This is a genomic window from Paenibacillus sp. oral taxon 786 str. D14, assembly GCF_000159955.1.
In the GTDB taxonomy this organism is placed as follows: domain Bacteria; phylum Bacillota; class Bacilli; order Paenibacillales; family Paenibacillaceae; genus Fontibacillus; species Fontibacillus phoenicis.
Genome location: NZ_GG695981.1, coordinates 1 through 21,841, shown reverse-complemented (window position 1 = coordinate 21,841; position 21,841 = coordinate 1). Strand labels below are relative to the sequence as shown.

General features: G+C 52.7%; 21 protein-coding genes and 1 other RNA gene. 1 reads left to right on the top strand and 21 read right to left on the bottom strand.

Translation table 11 applies throughout. The features are described from left to right. The first annotated feature begins 7 nt into the window (after positions 1-7). Complete coding sequence (locus POTG_RS14415; protein ID WP_009225563.1) at positions 8-1,957, top strand: S8 family peptidase; 1,950 nt, start codon at positions 8-10, stop codon at positions 1,955-1,957. Positions 1,958-2,046: 89 nt separating this feature from the next. Here POTG_RS14415 and rnpB read toward each other — a convergent pair. The 21 genes from rnpB to POTG_RS14320 all read right to left on the bottom strand — a co-directional run bounded on the left by rnpB (position 2,047) and on the right by POTG_RS14320 (position 21,838). Then, positions 2,047-2,459, bottom strand: an RNA gene (gene rnpB / locus POTG_RS22775) — RNase P RNA component class A. Positions 2,460-2,579: 120 nt separating this feature from the next. After that, complete coding sequence (locus POTG_RS14410; protein ID WP_009225562.1) at positions 2,580-3,695, bottom strand: Nif3-like dinuclear metal center hexameric protein; 1,116 nt, start codon at positions 3,693-3,695, stop codon at positions 2,580-2,582. Then, on the bottom strand, positions 3,671-4,432 hold the full coding sequence (locus tag POTG_RS14405; RefSeq protein WP_036645658.1) for a tRNA (adenine(22)-N(1))-methyltransferase: 762 nt from the start codon (positions 4,430-4,432) through the stop codon (positions 3,671-3,673). The genes POTG_RS14410 and POTG_RS14405 overlap by 25 nt, the downstream gene beginning before the upstream one ends. A gap of 317 nt (positions 4,433-4,749) precedes the next feature. After that, complete coding sequence (gene rpoD / locus POTG_RS14400; RefSeq protein ID WP_009225560.1) at positions 4,750-5,874, bottom strand: RNA polymerase sigma factor RpoD; 1,125 nt, start codon at positions 5,872-5,874, stop codon at positions 4,750-4,752. A gap of 46 nt (positions 5,875-5,920) precedes the next feature. Next, a complete protein-coding gene (gene dnaG, locus POTG_RS14395) occupies positions 5,921-7,744 on the bottom strand; it encodes a DNA primase (RefSeq protein ID WP_036645594.1) in 1,824 nt (607 codons plus the stop codon). A 101-nt stretch (positions 7,745-7,845) separates the two neighbouring features. After that, positions 7,846-8,295 (bottom strand): YaiI/YqxD family protein, encoded by a 450-nt coding sequence (locus tag POTG_RS14390; protein WP_036645591.1) that lies wholly within the window; start codon positions 8,293-8,295, stop codon positions 7,846-7,848. Between the two features lie 154 nt (positions 8,296-8,449). Continuing rightward, positions 8,450-10,531, bottom strand: a complete 2,082-nt coding sequence (gene glyS, locus POTG_RS14385; protein ID WP_009225557.1) for a glycine--tRNA ligase subunit beta — start codon at positions 10,529-10,531, stop codon at positions 8,450-8,452. Next, positions 10,524-11,411 (bottom strand): glycine--tRNA ligase subunit alpha, encoded by an 888-nt coding sequence (gene glyQ / locus POTG_RS14380; RefSeq protein ID WP_036645656.1) that lies wholly within the window; start codon positions 11,409-11,411, stop codon positions 10,524-10,526. Before glyQ ends, glyS begins: the two co-directional genes overlap by 8 nt. A 441-nt stretch (positions 11,412-11,852) precedes the next feature. Beyond that, positions 11,853-12,602, bottom strand: coding sequence for a DNA repair protein RecO (recO, locus tag POTG_RS14375; RefSeq protein WP_009225555.1), 750 nt, complete (start codon positions 12,600-12,602; stop codon positions 11,853-11,855). Between the two features lie 39 nt (positions 12,603-12,641). Next, on the bottom strand, positions 12,642-12,779 hold the full coding sequence (locus POTG_RS23265) for a YqzL family protein (RefSeq protein WP_009225554.1): 138 nt from the start codon (positions 12,777-12,779) through the stop codon (positions 12,642-12,644). Positions 12,780-12,898: 119 nt separating this feature from the next. After that, the gene (gene era, locus POTG_RS14370; RefSeq protein ID WP_009225553.1) at positions 12,899-13,801 is read right to left on the bottom strand and encodes a GTPase Era; all 903 of its coding nucleotides are present in this window, start codon (positions 13,799-13,801) and stop codon (positions 12,899-12,901) included. 500 nt (positions 13,802-14,301) lie between these two features. Then, positions 14,302-14,712, bottom strand: a complete 411-nt coding sequence (gene cdd / locus POTG_RS14365) for a cytidine deaminase (RefSeq protein WP_036645588.1) — start codon at positions 14,710-14,712, stop codon at positions 14,302-14,304. A gap of 51 nt (positions 14,713-14,763) precedes the next feature. After that, on the bottom strand, positions 14,764-15,138 hold the full coding sequence (locus tag POTG_RS14360) for a diacylglycerol kinase family protein (protein WP_009225551.1): 375 nt from the start codon (positions 15,136-15,138) through the stop codon (positions 14,764-14,766). After that, a complete protein-coding gene (gene ybeY / locus POTG_RS14355; protein WP_009225550.1) occupies positions 15,138-15,635 on the bottom strand; it encodes an rRNA maturation RNase YbeY in 498 nt (165 codons plus the stop codon). Before ybeY ends, POTG_RS14360 begins: the two co-directional genes overlap by 1 nt. After that, complete coding sequence (locus tag POTG_RS14350; protein ID WP_009225549.1) at positions 15,607-17,898, bottom strand: HD family phosphohydrolase; 2,292 nt, start codon at positions 17,896-17,898, stop codon at positions 15,607-15,609. The genes ybeY and POTG_RS14350 overlap by 29 nt, the downstream gene beginning before the upstream one ends. A 49-nt stretch (positions 17,899-17,947) precedes the next feature. Beyond that, a complete protein-coding gene (locus POTG_RS14345) occupies positions 17,948-18,919 on the bottom strand; it encodes a PhoH family protein (RefSeq protein WP_009225548.1) in 972 nt (323 codons plus the stop codon). Between the two features lie 6 nt (positions 18,920-18,925). Then, on the bottom strand, positions 18,926-20,107 hold the full coding sequence (gene yqfD, locus POTG_RS14340; protein WP_009225547.1) for a sporulation protein YqfD: 1,182 nt from the start codon (positions 20,105-20,107) through the stop codon (positions 18,926-18,928). Positions 20,108-20,110: 3 nt separating this feature from the next. Then, the gene (gene yqfC, locus POTG_RS14335; RefSeq protein ID WP_009225546.1) at positions 20,111-20,398 is read right to left on the bottom strand and encodes a sporulation protein YqfC; all 288 of its coding nucleotides are present in this window, start codon (positions 20,396-20,398) and stop codon (positions 20,111-20,113) included. Between the two features lie 309 nt (positions 20,399-20,707). Next, positions 20,708-21,151 carry a GatB/YqeY domain-containing protein gene (locus POTG_RS14330; RefSeq protein WP_009225545.1) on the bottom strand — a complete coding sequence of 148 codons (444 nt, stop codon included), beginning with the start codon at positions 21,149-21,151 and terminating at the stop codon, positions 20,708-20,710. 16 nt (positions 21,152-21,167) lie between these two features. Next, positions 21,168-21,341 carry a 30S ribosomal protein S21 gene (gene rpsU, locus POTG_RS14325; protein ID WP_005547957.1) on the bottom strand — a complete coding sequence of 58 codons (174 nt, stop codon included), beginning with the start codon at positions 21,339-21,341 and terminating at the stop codon, positions 21,168-21,170. Positions 21,342-21,472: 131 nt separating this feature from the next. Further along, entirely contained in the window at positions 21,473-21,838 is a 366-nt protein-coding gene (locus POTG_RS14320) for a histidine triad nucleotide-binding protein (protein ID WP_009225544.1), read from the bottom strand. Positions 21,839-21,841 lie beyond the last annotated feature (3 nt).

The window sequence follows — 21,841 nt, the reverse complement described above, 5'->3', positions numbered from 1 at the left end:
TTAACTGATGAACTGGCGCAGATGGACCGCTTTGGGGTTAACGGGTGCTGCGGCGGTAGCTGCGGTTTCGCTTCTTCTCCCATCCGCGGACAATGACAAGACAACTCCACGGAAATCCGTAACTCAGCTAACCGTGCCAAAGCCGGCGGAGGAGCAGAAATTAAAGCAAAGCATGCTGAAACGGGATATGACCGCAACCGAACGGTTATCTCGGATGGACGCTCGGGGGCATCTTCGTTCGCTTGCGGCAAGCTCTCCCGGCAGCATAGGTGACAAGCTGCAAGATGCCGCGCAGAAATTGCAGAAGGATCATAAGCATTTTCAGGCGATCCTCTGGTACGATGCCACAAAAGGGCAAACCCGGCAGTTTCGGCGGGAGGATTTTAAACCGGATCCGGCTGTAAGTAAGCAGCTCAACACCTATTTGGGTTACGCGAAAAAAGCGTTAAGCAAATCAAGCAGTTATGAATCGCCTTCCTTCCCTGAGAAGCAGCCGAAATATTTCATTGCTGCAGAGCCGGTGAAGGGCAAAAAGCAAGGGATTATCGCAGTAATGGATATCGGAATCTTAGGGCGGGTGCAGGATCACCAGCATAAAAACCTGCGTTTGATTCCTTATCCGAAGGAAGGCAAATTCAAGGTAGAATCGGTGCATGCGGACACGCTGAAAGACATTACGGTGAAGACGGGGCATGACAACGAAAAAGCAAGCCATTACTACGAGAACGAAATCGTTGTAATGTTCCACAGCAAGCCAACAGACGAGCAAATAAAGCAGATTTTGGCCGACATCTCCGGCAAACCGCCGCGGAAGCTGAACAGCACCTACATCTTCCGTTCGGACACGATGAGCATGAATCAGCTGAAGCAATATTTTCAAAATAAATGGCAGCCAAAGTATATCGAGCCGCATTATCTCTATCTGACCAATGAAAACGGCGACAGCATTTGGGACGATCCGGAGAGCTACTATTACGAAGACGATAAGGTAGCTGGCACCGAAGGCACCGAAGATAATCCCGAGATTCCAAACGATTTGCTGTTCTCCGAATACCAATGGAATCTGCCGATTATCGAGACGAACCGCGGCTGGAAATTGTCGAAGGGCAGCAACGACGTGATCGTAGGGGTCGTGGATACCGGCGTGGATCTGACGCACCCTGATCTGCAGGGCCGATTGCTGAAGGGCTACAACGTGATCGAACCGGACAAGGAGCCTACCGATGATGTTGGGCATGGCACGCATGTGGCGGGCATCATTTCCGCCAATGTGAACAATGGCGAAGGGATCGCCGGCATGATGTGGGGCGGCAAAATATTGCCGGTGAAGGCGCTAGACAAATCCGGTTCAGGCACAACGTATTCGGTGGCCCAGGGCATCATTTGGGCGACGGACCACGGCGCTAAAGTGATTAATATGAGCCTTGGCAACTACGCCGATGCCCAGTTTTTGCATGAAGCGATCAAGTACGCATATGAGCGGGATGTGGTGCTGATTGCGGCTACAGGGAACGATAATACCGAACGTCCAGGGTACCCTGCCGCTTATCCTGAAGTGTTGTCCGTGTCGGCAACCGACTATAACATGCAGAAAGCTTCCTTCTCCAATTACGGCGATCACATCGACGTGATGGCCCCAGGTGAAAGCATCGCCAGCACCTATCCGGATAATCAGTATGCCGCGTTATCCGGGACATCGATGGCGAGCCCGCACGTCGCAGCTCTCGCTGCTCTGATCCGATCGGTGAATCCAGACCTGAAGAACACCGAGGTCATGGACATTATCCGGAAGAACGTCATCGATCTTGGTGAAAAAGGTCGGGACAAATATTACGGGTACGGGCAGATCGACGTCTATGCCGCGTTGCAGGCTGCTGGTGGCAGTGCAGCTCCGCTGCAGTTCTGGCCGCAGTCAGTCCAACGTAAAATGGAGCGTGCGGTGGATCGCGTCAAATAACTTCCTAAACCAAAAGCCTCCGCATCGCTGGAAGTTCATCCAAGCGATGCGGAGGCTTTGACATTGATATAAGTCATGTTCCCTTTAGTGATGAAAGTTTGCCATAAGCCGGGTTCTGTACTCGTTGCGGTATAACGGGAACCACCCTCCCGCCTTGAGTGACAATCATCTATCTAGGCCGCACATTACTGAGCGGCTCCAGCAACCAACCCGGACGCGCCTCGGGCAAAGGCCGCTTCGCAAAGAAGCTGCGTCCCATTAGGTCTTGCTCCAGGTGGGGTTTACCAGGAACGAAGTCGCCAGCGTTCCTCGGGGTCTCTTACACCTCGGTTCCATCCTTGCCTGTGACCCCTCCACGAAGTGGAGAAGTCCATCGGCGGTCCATTTCTGTGGCACTATCCTTCAGCTCGCGCTGACTGGACGTTATCCAGCACCCTGCCCTGTGGAGCCCGGACTTTCCTCCCGCGGCTATGCAGCCGCCGGCGATTGTCTGTCAAACTTTCGTAAGGCAACACTAGTTAGTATACAGACATTGCCGTCCGCTGACAAGAGCGCTTTTCCGGTAAGGCTGACGTTTCCTGCCAGCTTTGGAGACGGATATTCGTAGGTCCCAGACGCCCTTTTACATAAATCGAAACGGCTCGGTGTTGACCTGGGAAGCATGTACCCGGGTTGCATATTTGTCTTCGCTTAATTTTTCAGTCAGCCAAGCAGCAACGCGAGGCTTCATGATCTTCTCCGCATTATGCCCCGGGTCGACGATCGCAACCCCTGCCATCCAGGCATCCTGTGCGGTATGGTAATCTACGTCCCCGGTGACGAGCACGTCCGCCCCGCGGAATTGGGCATTTTTCCAATACCGTCCGCCTGAACCGCCCAAGACTGCAGCTTTGCGAATCGGCCGGTCCAAATCCCCGACAACTCGAACCATCGGCACGTCCAGTCGCTCTTTGACGCGCTGCACGAAGTCCCGGAGCGTAACAGGCTCCGTTAGCTTCCCAACCCGTCCAAGTCCAAAAGTGCGCCCCTTCAAATCCATAGGATACAGATCATAGGCTACCTCTTCATACGGATGCTGCTTCAGCATCGCTTGAATGACCTTGTTGCGCAGGCTCTGCGGCACAACGGTTTCGATGCGTACCTCCTCGACCCGCTCCAGCTTGCCTTGGCTGCCGATATACGGGGCGGTCCCTTCTCCCGGCTTAAACGTGCCGAAGCCTTCGAGGTTGAAACTGCAGTGGCTGTAGTTACCGATGTGGCCTGCCCCTGCGTTCAACATCGCCTGAAGCACCGGCTCGTGGTGATCCTTGGGCACAAATACGACCAGTTTATACAGGTTGTCCGTATGCACATCTTCAAGCGAACCGGCGCTTTCGATGCCCAGTGCTTCCGCCATCCAGTCGTTCATCCCGCCGTCCGTGACGTCGAGGTTCGTATGCGCGATATATACCGCGATATCGTTTTTGATCAGCTTCTCGTACACCTTGCCCATCGGCGTGTCGCTCTGCAAATGAGCCAGCGGACGATAAATGATGGCATGATGGGCGACAATCAGATCCGCCTCTAAGGCAATTGCCTCGTCTACAACCTCCTCATTCACGTCCAATGCTACGAGCACGCCCCGAATTTCCTTCTGCAGGCTGCCTAGTTGGAGGCCAATTTTGTCCCCCTCCATCGCCACATGCTTAGGAGCCAGCTGCTCCATGTATTGCACTACTGTTTGTCCTTTGGCAAACATGCCAGCACCTCCTTTAACTGCTCCGATAACCGGGTAAGCTCCGCTTCCTTCTGACGGGATGCCTCCAGCGTTGAGGAAGCCACCGACCGGCGGATCCCCTCCAGCTTACGAAGCTCTGATTCCCATTTCCTGAAAAAGACTTCATTGGGGGCCGCGGTTAATCGAGGCCCCATCATGAGCAGGAGCTCGCGAGTCAAGCTGACCCGGCCTCCCGCCAGCTGGCGTTCACGGTACAGCTCAGCGTTCCGGACCTCGGCATCCGGCTGGGCTTCGGCCATAAGCACTTCGTAAATTTTGCCGTCCTCCTCCAAGATCGCCTCTTCGGCCAAATACCAATCGTGCTCGAGCAACCAGCGGCGGACAAATTCTCCGCCAACGTTCGGCTGCAGCACGAGCCGCTTGACACCGGCCAGCTTCGCTTGGCCGGCATCGAGAATGGAGGAGATCAGCGCCCCGCCCATCCCGGCGATGGTGATCACGTCAACTTCGCCGGGTGCAATCACGGCGAGTCCGTCCCCTTTGCGGACAGAGATCCGCGCCGTCTCCCCGGCTTCAGCCACCTGACGGCGTGCCGCTTCCAGCGGGCCGTCGTTCACTTCGCCGGCGACGGCGAAGACCGCTTGTCCGCTGCGCACAGCAGCCACGGGCAGCAGCGCGTGGTCTGAACCGATATCGGCAAACCGGCATCCGGCCGGAAGCCAGTCGGCAATAAGCTGCAATCTAGCTGACAATTTCATGTCGTTATCCACACCACCCATTTTTTCCTTAATTCACAACAATAGCAGATATGCCACATAGCGATCGATAATAAAGTGCCAGGGCATCACATACCGCGGAAAGCAGCTCCACAGCGATTTGCAATGCCCAGGGAAAAACGGTAAAATAAAAAACAATAAAGAAAAAGAAGGAAATTATTCCAAAAGAAAGGGACGACGCTTAACGGACATCAGAGCCGTTATCGACCTGCTTCCGGGTCTACGTCCATAAAGCGCCGCTGTAACAAAAATGACCTTGCTGCTTGGCTGCAGAAGGTCAAGATTGCAGGCGATGACGCCTATTCGAGGAAGTCCTTCAACCGCTTGCTGCGGCTAGGATGGCGCAGCTTACGGAGCGCTTTCGCTTCGATTTGCCGGATACGCTCCCGCGTTACGCCGAAGACTTTCCCCACTTCCTCAAGGGTTCTTGTACGTCCGTCGTCCAGTCCAAACCGTAAACGGAGCACGTTCTCTTCGCGTTCAGTGAGCGTGTCCAGTACATCCTCCAGCTGTTCTTTCAGCAGCTCGTAAGCCGCTGCGTCGGCTGGCGCCAAGGCTTCCTGGTCTTCGATAAAGTCGCCAAGATGGGAGTCGTCCTCTTCCCCGATCGGCGTTTCCAGCGAAACCGGCTCTTGGGCGATCTTCATGATCTCCCGGACCTTCTCCACGCTAAGATCCATCTCCGCAGCGATTTCTTCCGGAGCAGGTTCGCGTCCCAGCTCTTGCAGCAGCTGCCGGGATACCCGAATCAGCTTGTTGATCGTTTCGACCATATGAACCGGAATCCGAATCGTTCGGGCCTGGTCGGCAATCGCACGGGTAATGGCCTGACGGATCCACCAGGTGGCATAGGTACTGAATTTGAAGCCTTTCTTGTGGTCGAATTTCTCCACGGCTTTAATCAAGCCCATATTTCCTTCTTGGATCAAGTCCAAGAACAGCATGCCGCGACCAACATAACGTTTGGCGATGCTGACAACCAACCGCAGGTTGGCTTCAGCCAAGCGCCGCTTTGCCTCTTCGTCCCCGTTTTCGATCCGTTTGGCCAGCTCCATTTCGTCGTCCGCCGACAGCAGCGGTACACGTCCGATTTCCTTCAGATACATCCGAACGGGATCGTTAATCTTGATTCCCGGAGGAAGCGAGAGGTCGTCGTCATAATTAAAATCATCGTCATGCGAGTCGTCTCCATCGCCGCGGCTCCGATGATCATCGTCGCCGTCACCGGTAATGTCGATGCCGAGATCGGCCAATTGTTCAAAAAACTCGTCCATTTGCTCGGGATCCTGATCGAATGGCGAAAGCTTCTCCATAATTTCTTTATAAGTTAAGGATGATCTTTTCTTCCCTTGTTCGATCAATTGATCCCTTACCTGATCCAAGGTGAGTTCCGTTTCTAGTTCAGTATGTTGTTCATTCGTCATTTCTGGCTCCCTCCTCCCTAGAAACATCATCGAAAGTCCGTTCGTCTTACTGTCTCTCTAGGGCAATAATCTCACTTGCAATTTGCGCCGCACGCAAATAGTCACCGGCCCGTTCGGCCGAAACCATTTCCTCTTTCTTACGTTTGATCTGCTCCAGCAGCGGCACCTTCTGAATTTCACGGATACAATCGTCCAGCTCCTGTGTTGTCCATTCGGCCGGTGTATCCATCATCGCGATCGAGATGACCGTCTGCTCTAGCCGCTCATCTTGAAGTGAGGAAATGAAACGGCTGGCATCCGGGGGTTTCCCTTGCGCGTAATAGGCGTATAGATAAGCGGCAATCGCCACATGATCTTCGATGTTAAAGTTCGTCCCAAGGCGTTCGCCTACATAGCGGGACACCTCTTCGTCCTGCAGCATGAATGAAAGCAGTCTCCGTTCCGCCACATGAAAAGCGGGCAGCAACGTCGGCATGGATGCCTGCCCTTTTTTATGCCTACCATTATTCCACCTTTCGGGCTTATTATCCCCGGCATTTGCCTTTTTTTGCATAGCCGTTCTCAGCTCGTTACACTCTTGCTTCAAGCTGTCGAAGGACACCTGCAATTCGGCGGAGAGCTCCTTCAAATAAATTTCGCGTTCGCTTGGGGAGGAGAGCGCCGCAATAATCGACATCGCCTCTTTGATATAAGCGATCTTTCCGTCTTCTTCTAGCAGTATATGGTTTTTTCTCAGATATATAAGCCTAAATTTAACGGAAGATACCGCACCATCCAAAACTTGATGGCGGAACCGTTCGGCTCCGTACTTTTGGATAAATTCATCAGGGTCCAGCCCTTCGCTGAGCATTGCGATTTTTACCTGGGAGAATCCTGCGCCTTCGAGGATCGGGATGCTCTTTAAGGCTGCAGCCTGACCGGCGGAGTCTCCGTCATAGCAGACCAATACCTCATCGGCAAGGCTCCGCATGATCGCCGCATGGTGTTCCGTCAAAGCGGTCCCCATGGTGGCGACACCGTTGTGAACTCCGGCTTCCCATGCGCTGATGACATCGCCGTAACCCTCAAACAGGACGATTTGGCCCGTCTTGCGGATCTCGTTCTTGGCTTGATGCAAATTGTAAAGAACACGGCTCTTCGTAAACAGCTTACTTTCCGGCGAATTTAAGTATTTCGGTTGCCCGTCGCCGAGCACTCTGCCCGCAAACGCAATCACTTTGCCGTTTCGGTTGTGCAATGGGAAGATGACCCGGTCGCGGAAGCGATCCACGTAACCGGAACCGTCCTGCTTCGATGACAGCAATCCACCCTTCTCCATCGTTTCCAGATTAAATGATCTCTTGTCCAAAAACTGGACGAGCGTATCCCATCTGGCGGGTGCGTAACCAATCTGGAACGTATCGATGGCCTTGTCGGTAAAGCCGCGGGATTTCAAATATTCCATCGCCGGCTTTCCGTATTCGGTGTTCTTGAGCAAATAATGATAAAGCTTGGAGGACCACTCATGGGCCTGCAGCAGCTCTTCCAACTCCCGGTTACGCGGGGTATCGGCGTAACCTCTGCCCTTATCCTCGTAAGGGATATGCGCCTCGTCCGCCATGATTCTGACAGCTTCGGGAAAGGTTAATCCTTCGATTTCCATCCTGAATTTGATGGCATTTCCGCCTTTGCCGCAGCCATAGCAATGGAAAATTTGGCGTTCGGGTGTGACTGTAAACGACGGGGTCTTCTCCGAATGGAACGGGCATAACCCCTTCAAATACTTCCCCTGCTTCGTTAGATGAACGTGCTTGCTGACCGTATCGACGATATCGTGCTGACGCAGAACCGCCTCGATGACTTCCTCCGGAATGCCACGCCCGGTACTCATCCAAATCACCTTCATCTTTCACGCGTGAGTATCGCTCAAAATGTCAAAAGCACCGACATTTTGCTGCTCTCGGGTGACACGTAAATAGTAATTCGCTAAAACTATACATTCTCCTGCAAACGAATCAAAAGTTTTGACAAAGCGTCCGTAAACCGCTCACGGTCCTCGATGGTAAAAGGCTTGGGGCCCTTGGCGCGGTGCCCTGCCCGCCTTGCTTTCGCATGGTGATGACGGCGTTCGAGCAAATAGTCGATATTTCCCGGATGGTAGATATCGCCGCGTGGAGATATCCCGTGACAATCTCTCGCAATGATCAATGCCGCCAGCCCGTAGTCCTGGGTCACAACGATATCGCCCTTCTCTACATGAGCGGCGATATACATATCCGCGCTTTGTCCGCTGCGATCAACCTGGACAACCGTCACTCCCGGCTCCGGCTGCAGAACATGATCATATGAGGCCACCATGATCACAGGTACACCAAATCTGCCGGCCGTTTCGACAATTTCAGCCTTGACCGGACAGGAATCCCCATCGACGACGATCCGCATCCACCACGCCTCCATGTATTACAATATAACCTCGAAATGCCTGAATCTAAACAAGACCGTGCCGAAACTCATCGATATGTGCCGAATAGCGATGGATGGCTGACGGCAAGCCCTTCGCTTGCCGTCAGCCACACTTTTGCTTCATTGCCTTCTATTATGCCCAAACCAGTTTGCCGAAATCGGCAAAGGCTTTGAGATCTTCATCAATAGCCGCCAGCAATGCCAACCGGTTCGTCCGGATCGCATCGTCCTCGGCCATAACCATGACGGCATCAAAGAAAACCGTAATCGCATCTTTTAACCCGCCGATCAGCTCCAGCGCACCAGCCGCGTCGCGGGAAGCCAGCGTTTCCCGGTATTTATCCGAGATCGAACGCCATGCCTCATACAGCGCTTGCTCCGCCGGTTCGCTTAGCAGATCGGAGCGAACCTTCTCTCCGGTGGCTTTGGCCGCCAGGTTGCTGACCCGTCCAAACGATTCAACAGTTGCTTTGAACTCTTCCTTCGTATCCACCGCTTCCATCAACGCCTTGCCGCGAGCTACCGTGGAGACGACATCATCATAACCTGCCGACAGAACGGCATCCACGACGTCGTAGCGGAGGTTTTCGTCCGAAAGCGTCTTTCTGACACGCAAGCCAAAGAAATCCATCAGATCCTTCATGATTTCATCTTCGCTGCGTTTCAGCCCGCGGAATTGCTGATGCGTTTCCAGCGCCAGCTTGAAAATGTCAGTGAGCGAAACAGACAGCTTATGCTCCACAATGATCTGCACAATGCCGGCAGCCTGACGGCGCAGCCCGTACGGATCCTGAGAGCCGGTTGGAATGATCCCAATCGAGAAGCATCCAACAATCGTGTCGATTTTGTCAGCAATGCTGACGATCGAGCCAACGGTCGAAGCGGGTACGGCATCATCGGCAAATCGCGGCTGGTAATGCTCAAAAATCCCTTTCGCCACCACTTCCGGTTCGCCGGCTTTACGGGCATAATCTTCACCCATAACCCCTTGCAATTCAGGGAACTCGTAAACCATCTGGGTAACCAGGTCAAACTTACAAATTTCAGCCGTACGCGCAGCAGCTTCGGCCGTTCCGGTATCCGTCCTCAGCATCGCCGACAGCTTCTCCGTATTGCGACGGATGCGGCGCACTTTGTCCCCGATCGTGCCAAGCTCCTCATGGAACACGATGCTCTCCAGTTTAGACAACGCGTCCTTGATCGCCAGCTTCTGGTCTTCCTCATAGAAAAATTTCGCGTCGGACAAGCGGGCACGAAGCACCTTCTCGTTACCGCGGGCAATCACGTCCAGCGACGTGTTGTTCCCGTTACGCACTGTGACGAAGTAAGGAAGCAGGTTGCCTTGCGCATTCAGCACCGGGAAGTAGCGCTGATGCTCACGCATCGAGGTAATAAGCACTTCCTGCGGAATGTTCAGGAACGACTCCTCAAACGTACCATACAGCACCGTTGGCGTCTCGACCAAGAACAATACTTCCTCCAGCAAATCTTCCTTCACGGCGATATGCCAGCCTTTTTCTTTGGCCAAGGCTTCGATTTGGTTCTGAATCAAGGCTTGACGTTCATTGACGTCCGCGATCACGTGCTGGCTGCGCAGCGTTTCCACATAGGCTGCCGGCTCTTCGATCACCGTTTCCGTTCCAAGGAACCGGTGTCCCCGCGTAACATTGTCGGACTTCACCCCGGCGATTTCCAGCTCGATAACGTCTTTGCCGAACAACGCAACCAGCCAGCGAATCGGGCGAACGAATTTAAAGTCGTAATTCCCCCAACGCATGTTCTTCGGAAAATTCATCGCCTGCAAAATGCCCAGCAATCCCTCGGCAAGAAGACTGGAAGTCTCTACGCCAATCCGGCTTTTGCTGACATAAACATACTCCGTGCCGCCAACCTCACGGAACGTAAACTGTTCCGGGCTGGCACCCTGGCTGCGGGCAAAGCCAAGCGCCGCTTTACTCCACTGTCCGTTTTCATCCAGGGCGATTTTACGCGAAGGCCCTTTAACCTCCTCATGCACGTCCTCTTGCTTCTCTGCCACGTCTTTGACGAGAACGGCCAATCGGCGAGGGGTCGCATAAGCTTCGACTGCTCCGTGCTGTATGACCGATTCCTCCAGCCATTTCACCGTCCGCTCCTTTAATTGCTCCATCGCAGCGCGGATAAACCGGGCCGGCATTTCTTCAAGTCCAATTTCAAACAGCAGGTCCTTAGCCACGTGCAGCACCCCCTTTCTGAAGCATCGGGAATCCAAGCTTCTCGCGTTCCTCCAAGTAAGTTGCGGCAACCTGACGGGCCAAATTCCGCACCCGCGTAATATACCCTGTCCGTTCGGTGACGCTGATCGCGCCGCGGGCATCCAGCAGGTTAAACGTATGCGAGCATTTCAACACATAATCGTAAGCCGGGTACACCAAATGCTGCTCCATCGCTTTGTTAGCTTCTTGCTCGTACATATTAAACAGCGTAAACAGCATTTTCACGTCAGAGATTTCAAACGTGTATTTGGAATGCTCATATTCGGCCTGATGGAAAACATCACCGTAAGTCGTGCCATCCACCCATTCGAGCTCAAACACGTTCTCCTTGTCTTGAATGTAGGAGGCCAGACGCTCCATCCCATAAGTGATTTCTACGGCTACCGGATTCGTTTCGATCCCGCCGACTTGCTGGAAGTAAGTAAACTGCGTGACTTCCATGCCGTCTAGCCAAACTTCCCAGCCGAGGCCCCATGCGCCCAAGCCCGGATGCTCCCAGTTGTCTTCGACAAACCGGATGTCATGCTCCAGCGGATTGATGCCCAGCCGTTTCAAACTTTCCAAGTAAATCTCCTGGATATTATCCGGCGATGGCTTCATGATCACCTGGAACTGATGGTGCTGGTACAGCCGGTTCGGGTTCTCCCCGTAACGCCCGTCCGCTGGACGCCGGGAAGGCTCCACGTAAGCCACATTCCACGGCTCAGGGCCAATCGAACGCAGGAACGTCATCGGGTTCAGCGTACCGGCCCCTTTTTCCACGTCATACGGCTGCACGACGATGCAATTCTGTTCTGCCCAGAACTGCTGCAGCGTCAAAATCATTTGTTGAAAGTTGATACTCATGGCGAACCTCATCTCCTAACCTTCAGGTTTGTTCAGCAAGCATGGGCTAGAAGGGAGAAATAAAAGGCCCCCGCCTCTACGCCTGCTGTCAGACGTAGGGACGAGAGCTGTAAGAGGCCATTTCCTCATACGTATAAGTTCCCGCGGTTCCACCCTACTTGATTTGCCGCGGCCTCCTATCGGTGACCATTGCCGGCAAATCCGCTTTTCACGATCGGTTTGTGCTCCCGGGCTGCCGCTTCACAAGACCGCCTATCCGGGCTCCCACCCTCCCCGGTCGCTTGTTCCTCTCCTGATCCACCAACATCGACTCAGAAAAAGGAGTTCATAGACTTCTTCTTGTTACTCTTCCCGTTCAACGCACAAGTCTCCCTCTTGAAAATGACACTTCGAGGGAGAAATTCTTTTATATATTAACTAATTTTATCGCGTTCGTCAAATTTCATACTTGTCCAGTTGATCGAGAAAATGACGGGATTTCAACTTCAGCCCAAGCTGCATATCCATGAAGGCGCGCATCACGGTCTTTAGCTCCCGTTTCGTCTCGTCCTTGACCTCTACGTTTCCGAGCCGGCGCAGGTCCATTTTTTCAAATAACATGAGCAATTTAAGCACTCCCGGTGTGACCTGCATCGCGGCCGGATCTTGGTGACGGCAGGATCGGCAGAGCCTCCCGCCTAGCCGCGGGCTGACATACGGTGAATCGTCAACTCGCCCGCAGGAAACGCAGCTTTCAAACGAAGGACCGTAGCCTGCAGCCTGCAAGATTTTCATTTCGAACAGGTGGGTGACGATCTGCGGGTCCTTGCCCGACGATAAACCATCCAGGCAAGCTTTCAGTTGAGTGAACCAGAAGCTGCCCACCTCTTCATCCTGCAGCGTCTTGTCCAACAGCTCGCAGGCATACGAAGCGTAAGCCGCGAGAAATAGGTCCTCACGCAAAGAAAAGTGAGACTCAATCATCTCACCCTGGTTTAAGGTGCCCAAACCGCCGTTTTGGCGGAAGAACACATATTCTCCATGTGTAAAAGGCTGAGTCAGGGCCCCGTGGCGGCTCTTCACCTTCTTGGCGCCGCGCACCAGTACCCCGATTTTGCCGCTCGTTTCGGTACATAATGTAATAATTTTATTGCCTTCCCCATAGTCCATACTGCGGATGACGATTCCTTCCACCCTGTAGAGCATTTCGTTTCCCCCAAACTCGCCTCTCCCGCCAGATCCGTACTACTCGGCTTCTGCCTCTAGAATCAGCTCTTCGGCAGCCGCAGCCTCCTCCTCATACGCGCTGCTGGCTTCTTTATAAAGCAAGTAAGCATCGACATCTCCAGTCATCGCAAAATACTTCCACGAAAAATCTCGCATTCGTATTCACCCTTTCTTCGGAAATGACGCCTGCATCTACAAAGAATAGGATGTGCGCATGAACGGGATCTATGCGTTGCAATAACTCCCAGTATAAAGCTAGAACTAAACGTTACGCCTTAAGCGTCCTTATGGAACCCGAGGTCCTTCAAGATCCGTTCTTGGTTACGCCAGTCTTTCTTCACCTTCACCCATAACTCAAGAAAAATCTTCGATCCAAGCAGGTTCTCGATATCTTGCCGGGCCAGCTTACCTACTTCCTTCAGCAGCGCCCCCTGCTTGCCGATAATGATCCCCTTCTGGGAATCACGCTCGACGAAAATGACCGCGGAAATGTACACCACGCCGTTCTCCTGCACGCGCATATCTTCAATCGTGACAGCGATCGAGTGCGGCACTTCCTCGCGGGTGAGATGCAAGATTTTCTCACGGATCAGCTCGGCGCAGACAAATTGCTCCGGATGGTCCGTGACCTGATCCTCCGGATAATACTGCGGTCCTTCCGGCAGGTATTTGCCGATCTGCTCCAGCAGCCGGTTTACGTTGTTCCCCAGCATTGCGGAAATCGGCACGATTTCGCTGAATGGATAAAGCTTGCTGTACTCTTCAATCAACGGCAGCAGTTGCTCCGGCTCAACGCGGTCGATTTTGTTCAGCACCAGAATGACCGGCGTCCGTACATCCTTTAGCCGTTCGATGATAAAGCGGTCGCCGCCGCCCAATCCTTCCGCGGCATCAACGAGGAACAACACGGCCTCGACTTCGCCAAGCGTGTTGAGCGCCGTCGTATTCATATAGTCGCCAAGCTTGGATTGGCGTTTATGAATCCCCGGCGTATCCAGAAATACGATCTGCATCTCTTCCGAGGTATAGACGCCGTGGATTTTATTCCGCGTCGTTTGCGGTTTATCGGACATAATGGCGATCTTTTGCCCGATGATATGGTTCATCAGCGTGGATTTACCCACGTTTGGGCGTCCCACAATCGCCACAAAACCGGATTTGAATTTTGCTTTTGCCATATATTGAGTTCCTTTCGTGTGACCTGATCCGTTTTTCTGACGGGATCGGTCTGTGTTGGTTCTGTGAGTTCGTGTTGTGTGAGAATCTGTGGTGGTTCGCTTTGGTTTCGCGGTGTGCTGTGTCCCCTAGCGTTTGGTTCGGTTCATCGACCGTTTGGTCCGCGTTCCCGGTCCGTGTCTCCAACCGTTCGTAACGGAACGTAATGACCTTATTTGCCCATTTCCCGGCGATTTCCCGCTTTAACGGAACTCAGAGCCCTTATCGGCACTCACGACGTCCATTTTCCGTGAAAAGTCCGAAATAACGTCTCCTGGTTCCGTTAGAATTCCAATCGCCTCTATACAGCAAAATAACGTCTCTCAGTTCCATTAGAGATACTGCAAGGAGCGTTCGATCGCGGTTGGAGTAACGTCAGGATCGGAAAGCCCAGCTGAATCCAAGATTCGACGTCGAATCCGCATCAGCGCGCCGCTTCGTGATCCGAAGCCGCCTTTTTGAACTACTTCTGCTCCTCCAGATGGGAGGGGCCGAAGGCGTAGGGGAGCAACTCCCGAACCGTCGTCTGACGGATGTCGCCCTTCAGATTGCCCAGGATGACAGGCATGTCCGGCCCGCACAGCTCCAGCAGCACCTGGCGGCAGACCCCGCAAGGCGCAACCGGTTCCTCTGTGTCGGCAACCACGGCGATAGCTTGGAACGTCCCGGGTCGATGCCCATCGGCAATCGCCCGAAACATCGCGGTACGCTCCGCGCAGTTCCCAGGGGAGTAAGCCGCATTCTCGACATTGCAACCGTGGTGAACCTGTCCTTTGCTATCGAGCAGAGCTGCCCCAACGCCGAATCCCGAATACGGAATATAAGCCGCTTTGCGGGCTTCGATCGCTTCTTCCATCAATTGACCGTAATCCATAACCATATCATCTCCTTCAACCAAAGCAAAAATAAGTTACGGGCTCCAATCTTACAGCAGCCCCAGACAACGCATCAATGGCTCGTAAAAAATCAATATTCCGATCACTACGGCAAAAACCGCAGCGACCAGTACAGCCCCGGCTGCAGCATCCTTGGCGATCTTGCCAAGACGATGCCACTCAGGGGCTGCGAGATCTACAACGGCTTCAATCGCCGTATTCACGAGCTCAAGAGAAATAACCAAGGCGATGACGAGCAGCAATAAGGCTACGTCTCTCGCGGGAAGGGATAACGCAATCGCCGCGGCAATCACAATGACCGCCGCGACGCAATGGAACCGCACATGACGCTGAGTCCTTAGCGAAGTAGCGATTCCCTCCAACGCGTATCGAAAAGATGAACTCCAGCGGCGCGACGGCTTCATTAGCGAACAAGCCCCACCTCGGCGAGCGCCGCTTCTTGTTTGCCCATCATTTCCGCTTCGCTGACCGCGTCTTGATGATCGTAACCTAGCAGGTGCAGGAACCCGTGCACAAACAGAAATCCGATTTCCCGCTCCAGCGAATGACCGTACTCCTCACTTTGCGCTTTGGCCCGTTCCACGGAGATGATGATATCTCCAAGCATTTCGGTCATATCGTCCAGCTCTTCGTCTTCTTCCAGCTCATAGACGATTTCCGGCTCTTCCTCCAGCGATTCGTTCATCGCAAACGACAACACATCGGTCGGCCGGTCGATGCCGCGATAATCGCGGTTTAATTCGTGGATCGCCTCATCGTCCACGAACGTGAGCGCCACTTCGCCTTCCGTGATACCTTCCGCTTGTCCAGCGATCTGCAGCACCCGCTCCAAGAGATCGATCAGATCTTGACCGATCTCCATTTTATCCTGTTCATTGCTCCAAGCCAGCTGTAGGCCCATTTACGTTTTGCCCCCTGTCCTTCTCCTCGTTCTCTTTACTCTTCTTGACTTCCTCCGGATATTCAATCCGCGAATGGAAGATGCCCATTACCGTTTCCTTCAGCGTTTGGGCGATGATATCGAGCTCCCGCATCGTCAGATCACATTCGTTAAACTGGTGATCATCCAAGCGGCTCTTAATAATTTTCTCGATCATGGACTCAACCTGCTCCACCGTTGGTTTGCGCAGGGAGCGTACGGCCGCCTCAACACTGTCGGCAATCCCGACCACAGCGGCCTCCTTCGATTGAGCCTTAGGCCCCGGATAGCGGAAATCATCCTCCGTGAAATCCGGTTCAACGCCTTGTTCCTCCGCCAATCGCAGCGCCTTGTGGTAGAAATAATGCAAAAACGTCGTTCCATGATGCTGCTCGGCAATATCCCGGATCGGCTTCGGCAGCTTATATTCCTTTTGCATCTCCACCCCATCCCGGGCATGGGCGATAATAATCGATTTGCTTAACTTCGGATCGATAAAGTCGTGTGGATTTTCCATGTTGTTCTGATTTTCGATAAAATAGCTCGGCCGCTTCGTCTTCCCGATATCGTGATAATACGAACCGACGCGGCACAGCAATCCGTTGGCACCAATCGCTTCGGCTGCCGCCTCCGACAGATTGCCCACCATTACACTGTGATGGTAAGTCCCCGGCGTTTCCGTCAACAGCTTGCGCAGCAGCGGGTGGTTGGGGTTCGACAGCTCCACCAGCTTAAGCGCCGAGAGGATGCCGAAGGTGACCTCGAAGAACGGCATCAAGCCGATGACCAAAATCGTTGTCAACAATCCCCCAGCAACGGAAAATCCAAGCGCATATAACGTGCTGGTTTGCGTCCAGTCCTGATTATCAATCAGCTGCAGGGCAAAGATCGACAGCGCGCCAAACAAGCAGATCATAATCCCCGCCTTGAGCAGTGTAGAGCGCTGGCTGGCCCGGTGAATCGCGAAAATCGCAGCAAACGAAGTCACCAAAGCGAAGAACCCAAACTGAAAATCAAACATTTCGCTTTGCCGCTGATTTAAAATGATGCTAGCCAGAACGCTAAACAAAAAGGAGCAGAGATAAGCGAGCGGCAAATCCAGTAACAGCGTAATCAGCATCGCACCGGTGGCAATCGGGGCTAAATACCCGATAAAAGCCTGCTGTTCACTCTGCAGAATGTTGATGACATGCATCGAAGCAATCGTGATAAAAATAATTAGCAGCAGCATAACGAACTGCGCGTTGTTGTATTTGAACCGGCTGGCGCCTTCCGATTGACGAATAAACATAATCAGCCCGGTCGCCATCAGCAAAGACAGCAAAACGAGCCCCAGTTGCGGTGAATAATCGACCTCATCCTTGAGAAGGCCGTTCTTCTCCAGCAGGGTGTACATTTCCTGGGTAATTCTTTCGCCCTTATGGACGAGCACATCCCCTTGCTTAATATATACCGTAGGCGTATTCTCGCGCGCTTCCACCTTCGCCGCCTTCGTTGCTTCTTCATCATAAAACTTATTAGCGGTGATGGACAGACGGGCAAGCTCCTGCACAACCTCGCGTGCAGTCCTTTTGCTTAGCGAGCTTGTGCTGACCATTTCCGCGACTTTTGCCCGTGCGGTTTGCGCTTCAACGATCGGATCCGCCGTCAGCCGGGCCACAATATCCGCAGCAACCGGCTTCATCGCGTTGATATCCTCTGCCGTTAAGCGAGGGATCTTGATAAACGTCTCTTCCGAAATGTGATATTGCTGTTCATCAATGCGCTGGGTCACTTCCTCAAACAAGGTCGCCGAATAAACGCTGGAATTCCGATTGTTCATGATGAAGTTCTGCACATAATCCTTAACGCGCTGCGGCAGCTCCTCGCGATAGATCTTAATCTTATCTTCTTCCGAAACCTGGTCGTCCTGGTTCAAGCGGAAGATCCGGTCAAGCATTTGCGCGACTAATGTTTCGTTGCGGAGCGGCAGGATAGTGTAGACCTGTCCCACCTTCTCGGCAGCCTCCTCCTGCGCTTTCAGCGTCGCCTTGGTATCGGGAATGTCCATCGGCGCCAAGATTTCCTTCTCGCTCGGCAAACCTACCGCAATGTCATACGTTTCGGGCAACAGTTTGGGCGCCAAGCTGACGTAGAACATAACGACAAGCAGCGCGAACAGAACATAACGCACGCTGGTGCTATGCTTCCATCCTGCAAATCTGAATTGTAACGCGCTTTTCTTTTGCTGATCGTCATTTGTCATATTAGACAGCCCTCCTGAACATGGTAAACCCTAACAACGTCTGGGAAGCTTACCCTTGGTTTTCGGCAGCGCGGTCGTACGCCATAATAATCTTCTGGACCAGCGAATGACGAACGACGTCGGACTCGGCAAATTGGACGAATCCGATCTCTTCGATTCCGCTCAAAATCGCCTTCGCTTCGACCAAACCGGATTTCTTCCCTTTGGGAAGGTCGATTTGCGTCACGTCCCCGGTAATTACCATTTTAGAACCAAAGCCTAGCCGAGTCAGGAACATCTTCATTTGCTCCGGCGTCGTATTTTGGGCTTCGTCCAAAATAATAAAGGAATCATCCAGCGTCCGGCCCCGCATATAGGCAAGCGGCGCGATCTCGATTAACCCGCGCTCCAGCGCCTTAGCGGTCTGCTCCGGTCCCATAACATCGTACAATGCATCATACAGGGGACGCAGATAAGGATCCACCTTCTCCTGGAGATCCCCAGGCAAGAATCCCAGGCTTTCCCCTGCTTCGACCGCCGGACGAGTCAAAATAATCCGTTTGACCGAGCCTTCCTTGAGCGCGCTAATCGCGAGGACAACGGCCAAATACGTTTTGCCTGTCCCGGCAGGGCCGACGCCAAAGACGACGTCCCGTTTCTTAATCGTCGTAACGTAGTGCTTCTGCCCGATCGTCTTCACCCGAATCGGCTTGCCGCGATAAGTAATGGCAATTTCACCTTTATATAAATCAAGCAGCTGATCCGCGCGGAAATCCTTAGCCAAATCGACGGCATATAACACGTCCCGTTCGGTCAAGATATATCCGTTCCGAATCAGTTCTAGCAAAACTTCAAACAACTGCTCTACCTTCTCCGCCTCACGTTGTTCCCCGCGGATGGTAATTTCCGATTCTCGCAAAACAATGCTTGCTGGTAAATGCTGTTCAATTAATTTCAGGAACGAATCCTGAGGGCCAAACAAAGAGAGTCCTTCAGCCGCACTGTGAAGCGGTAATTTGATGTTCACCAGTTGTTCCGACAAATAGCCTCATTCTCCTTGATCTTGTACTATCGGCACTTCTTCCGAAATGTTCTGTTCTACTTCGAAATGCACTTTTATATAAACTTTACCATTGTCCGCCTTCTCATGCAAAATTTTTTGATCCAGAATGACGCTATCCGTGCCGTATTTCGCCAGAATATCGCGCTTCGCTCGCTCAATTCCCTCCTGTTTTGCTTGTTCCTCCGTCCGTTTCAGCTCAAGCTCCGTCGTTTCCATCACCTTCTCGGTCATCCAGCCAATCGGGAGCTTCCAACCGCGCCATGTCAACGGATCCTGATCGGTCATCGTCTCTGATTGTGCATAAGTCACTTTGCCATAACCGGTTAACTGAATCGCAGTATTGCCAAAATATAAATACCCCCGTTGCTTGCGCTCTCCCGTGTAAACCTTCTGCTTATATACCAGCGGTACCTGGATGTTATACTCGTGCCAGACAATACCGCGGATCTTCGCCACGGGCACGACCAGCTTGCCGCCTTGGAATCCCGACACCAGCACTTGTCCTTTCTTCACCCGATCGTTTTTCCTGACCTCCGGCTGACCTTTTTCCACATAAATATGTGTGATCACCGCGTCATGCTTGCTGATCAAATGGCTTGGGCTGACCAGTTTCTGGTCCTTTGGTTTGGTCGCCTCCACCACTTGGATCGTGATTTTTGTCCCCGTACGGGTAACCCCAACCCAGGACGTGCCCGGCAGCTTGCGGGTGAGTTCGGCAGACAGCTTGTCCTGCTCAGGCAAACGAAAAATCCATTGAAACGGATAAATGCCCTCTTGTCTAGCCGCTTGAAGAATATCTTGGGAGGCAATCTCCTTGTTCCCTACTACCTCGACATCCCAGACCAGCGAAGATAAGCAAAAAATCGCCGCAACAAATAAAGCGAATCCGGCGATAAACCCCTTCCTCTTCCATACGCGGCCTAACACAAACGGGAGCCCGGAGCGTCCCTGAACCGACATTCGGCAGCCTGTCCGTTTCAAGAGCGGCCGCAGCCGAAAGAAGTCGGGCAGCGCGATCTTCATGTTCATTTGCCCTCCGGGCAAGGGTTGGACATCCCAAATGTCGATGCCCTGGTGAGATATCTCATTCACAAGCTGTTCGATCGATCCTCCGCGGACCGTGATGGTAACGATGCCTCTCAGCTGGTTTAAGGCCGGTGATTTCACGCTTCATTCCCCCGTTCCACGATATTTAATGCCGAAGATCCGCCCTTCCACGACCACTTCTTCGGGCATGATGGCTTTAATAACCAAGCCGCTTCCCTCGACTTCCAGCGTTCCTTCACTCAGCGCCAAATGCAGCGCTTCGGGAGAGAAGTGGACCACGCCCCGATGATTTTCTATATACAGCTGCTGACCTCCAATTAAGGTGAGCCTCGGCAAATCGAATACAAGGTCACTGGGCAGGTCGAGCGCATCGACCGTCCATTTGCGAATTTTGCGGACAAACCGGCTCATATGAGACAATCCTCCTTCCCCTACTGTACAAATTATGCGGCCCTGCTTGGATTTATGAGAATGGAAAAGGAGAAGTAAAAGCCAAGGTTGCTTAGGCCGGCAACCTTGGCTTTCATGGGGGGGATATATAATCGGATAGGAGGCTACCCATGAATTGAGTAGCCGACCTTCCACACCGTACGTACCGTTCGGCATACGGCGGTTCAACCGCTTGACACGTTTGTCCTGGGTTTGCTTATCGCCCATGCCGGGCGCACATGAAAAAACACCTTCTACGAATACATCGTAAAAGGTGTTTGTCTCTCGAAGTTATGGCAAAAGCTGTTGAACCGTCTGGTTTACGAGCTTACCGTCTGCCCGGCCTTTTACCTTGGGCATCAGTGCACTCATCACTTTCCCGAGATCGGCTTTCGAAGAAGCACCGGTTTCCTGGATGGTCTGCTGTACAATGACTTTAATTTCTTCTTCGCTTAGCTGTTCGGGAAGGTACTCAGCAAGGATCTCCGCTTCCGCTTTCACTTGCTCGGCAAGATCGTCACGACCCGCTTTCTCAAATTCTTGGAGGGCATCTTTGCGCTGTTTGATTTCACGACTTAGGATATCAAGCACTTCATTATCGTTCAAAGTTCTTTTCAAATCTATCTCAAGATTCTTGATCGTAGCACGAACCATTCGAATGGTGGAGAGCTTGAACTTGTCTTGACTCTTCATCGCTTGCTTCATATCTTCGTTCAATCGCTCGCTAAGATTCATCGCTGATTAAATCCTCCTAAAACTTTCTCTTACGAGCAGCCTCGGACTTTTTCTTGCGCTTTACGCTTGGCTTTTCATAATGCTTACGTTTCTTCACCTCAGCCAATACTCCATCTTTCGCGATGGAACGTTTAAAGCGACGAAGTGCAGCATCAATTGTCTCGTTTTTGCGAACTTTAGTTTCAGACACCAGTTTTCCCTCCCTCCGACCAGACCGTCCAAGAGCATAACACGGTTCATCAAACTTCATTATAGGGGAAAGAGAAATAGGGTGTCAACCTGAGCACCGGCTTTTTTCTCTTCCAAATTCTAAAAGGAGTTTTAGAGCGCGTGAGAGCTAGAGGATTGCACCAACGCGCCCAGCTTGGCGCCTCCAATCAGATGGTAATGCAGATGCGCGACCGCTTGTCCGCTGTCGGGTCCGCAGTTGTTGATCAGCCGGTACCCGCTCTCTGCAACGCCTAGCTTCTTCGCGGTTTCTTGCGCAACACGGTGCATCTCGCCGATCAGAGCAAAATCTTCGGGAGCCACGTCATTCATGGAAGCGATATGCTTCTTAGGAATGATCAGCACATGTACCGGTGCAGCGGGTTGAATATCGTGGAAAACAAGAACGCGATCATCCTCATACACCTTGTTCGACGGGATCGTCCCCTCGACGATTTTACAAAACAAACAGTTGTCCATCGG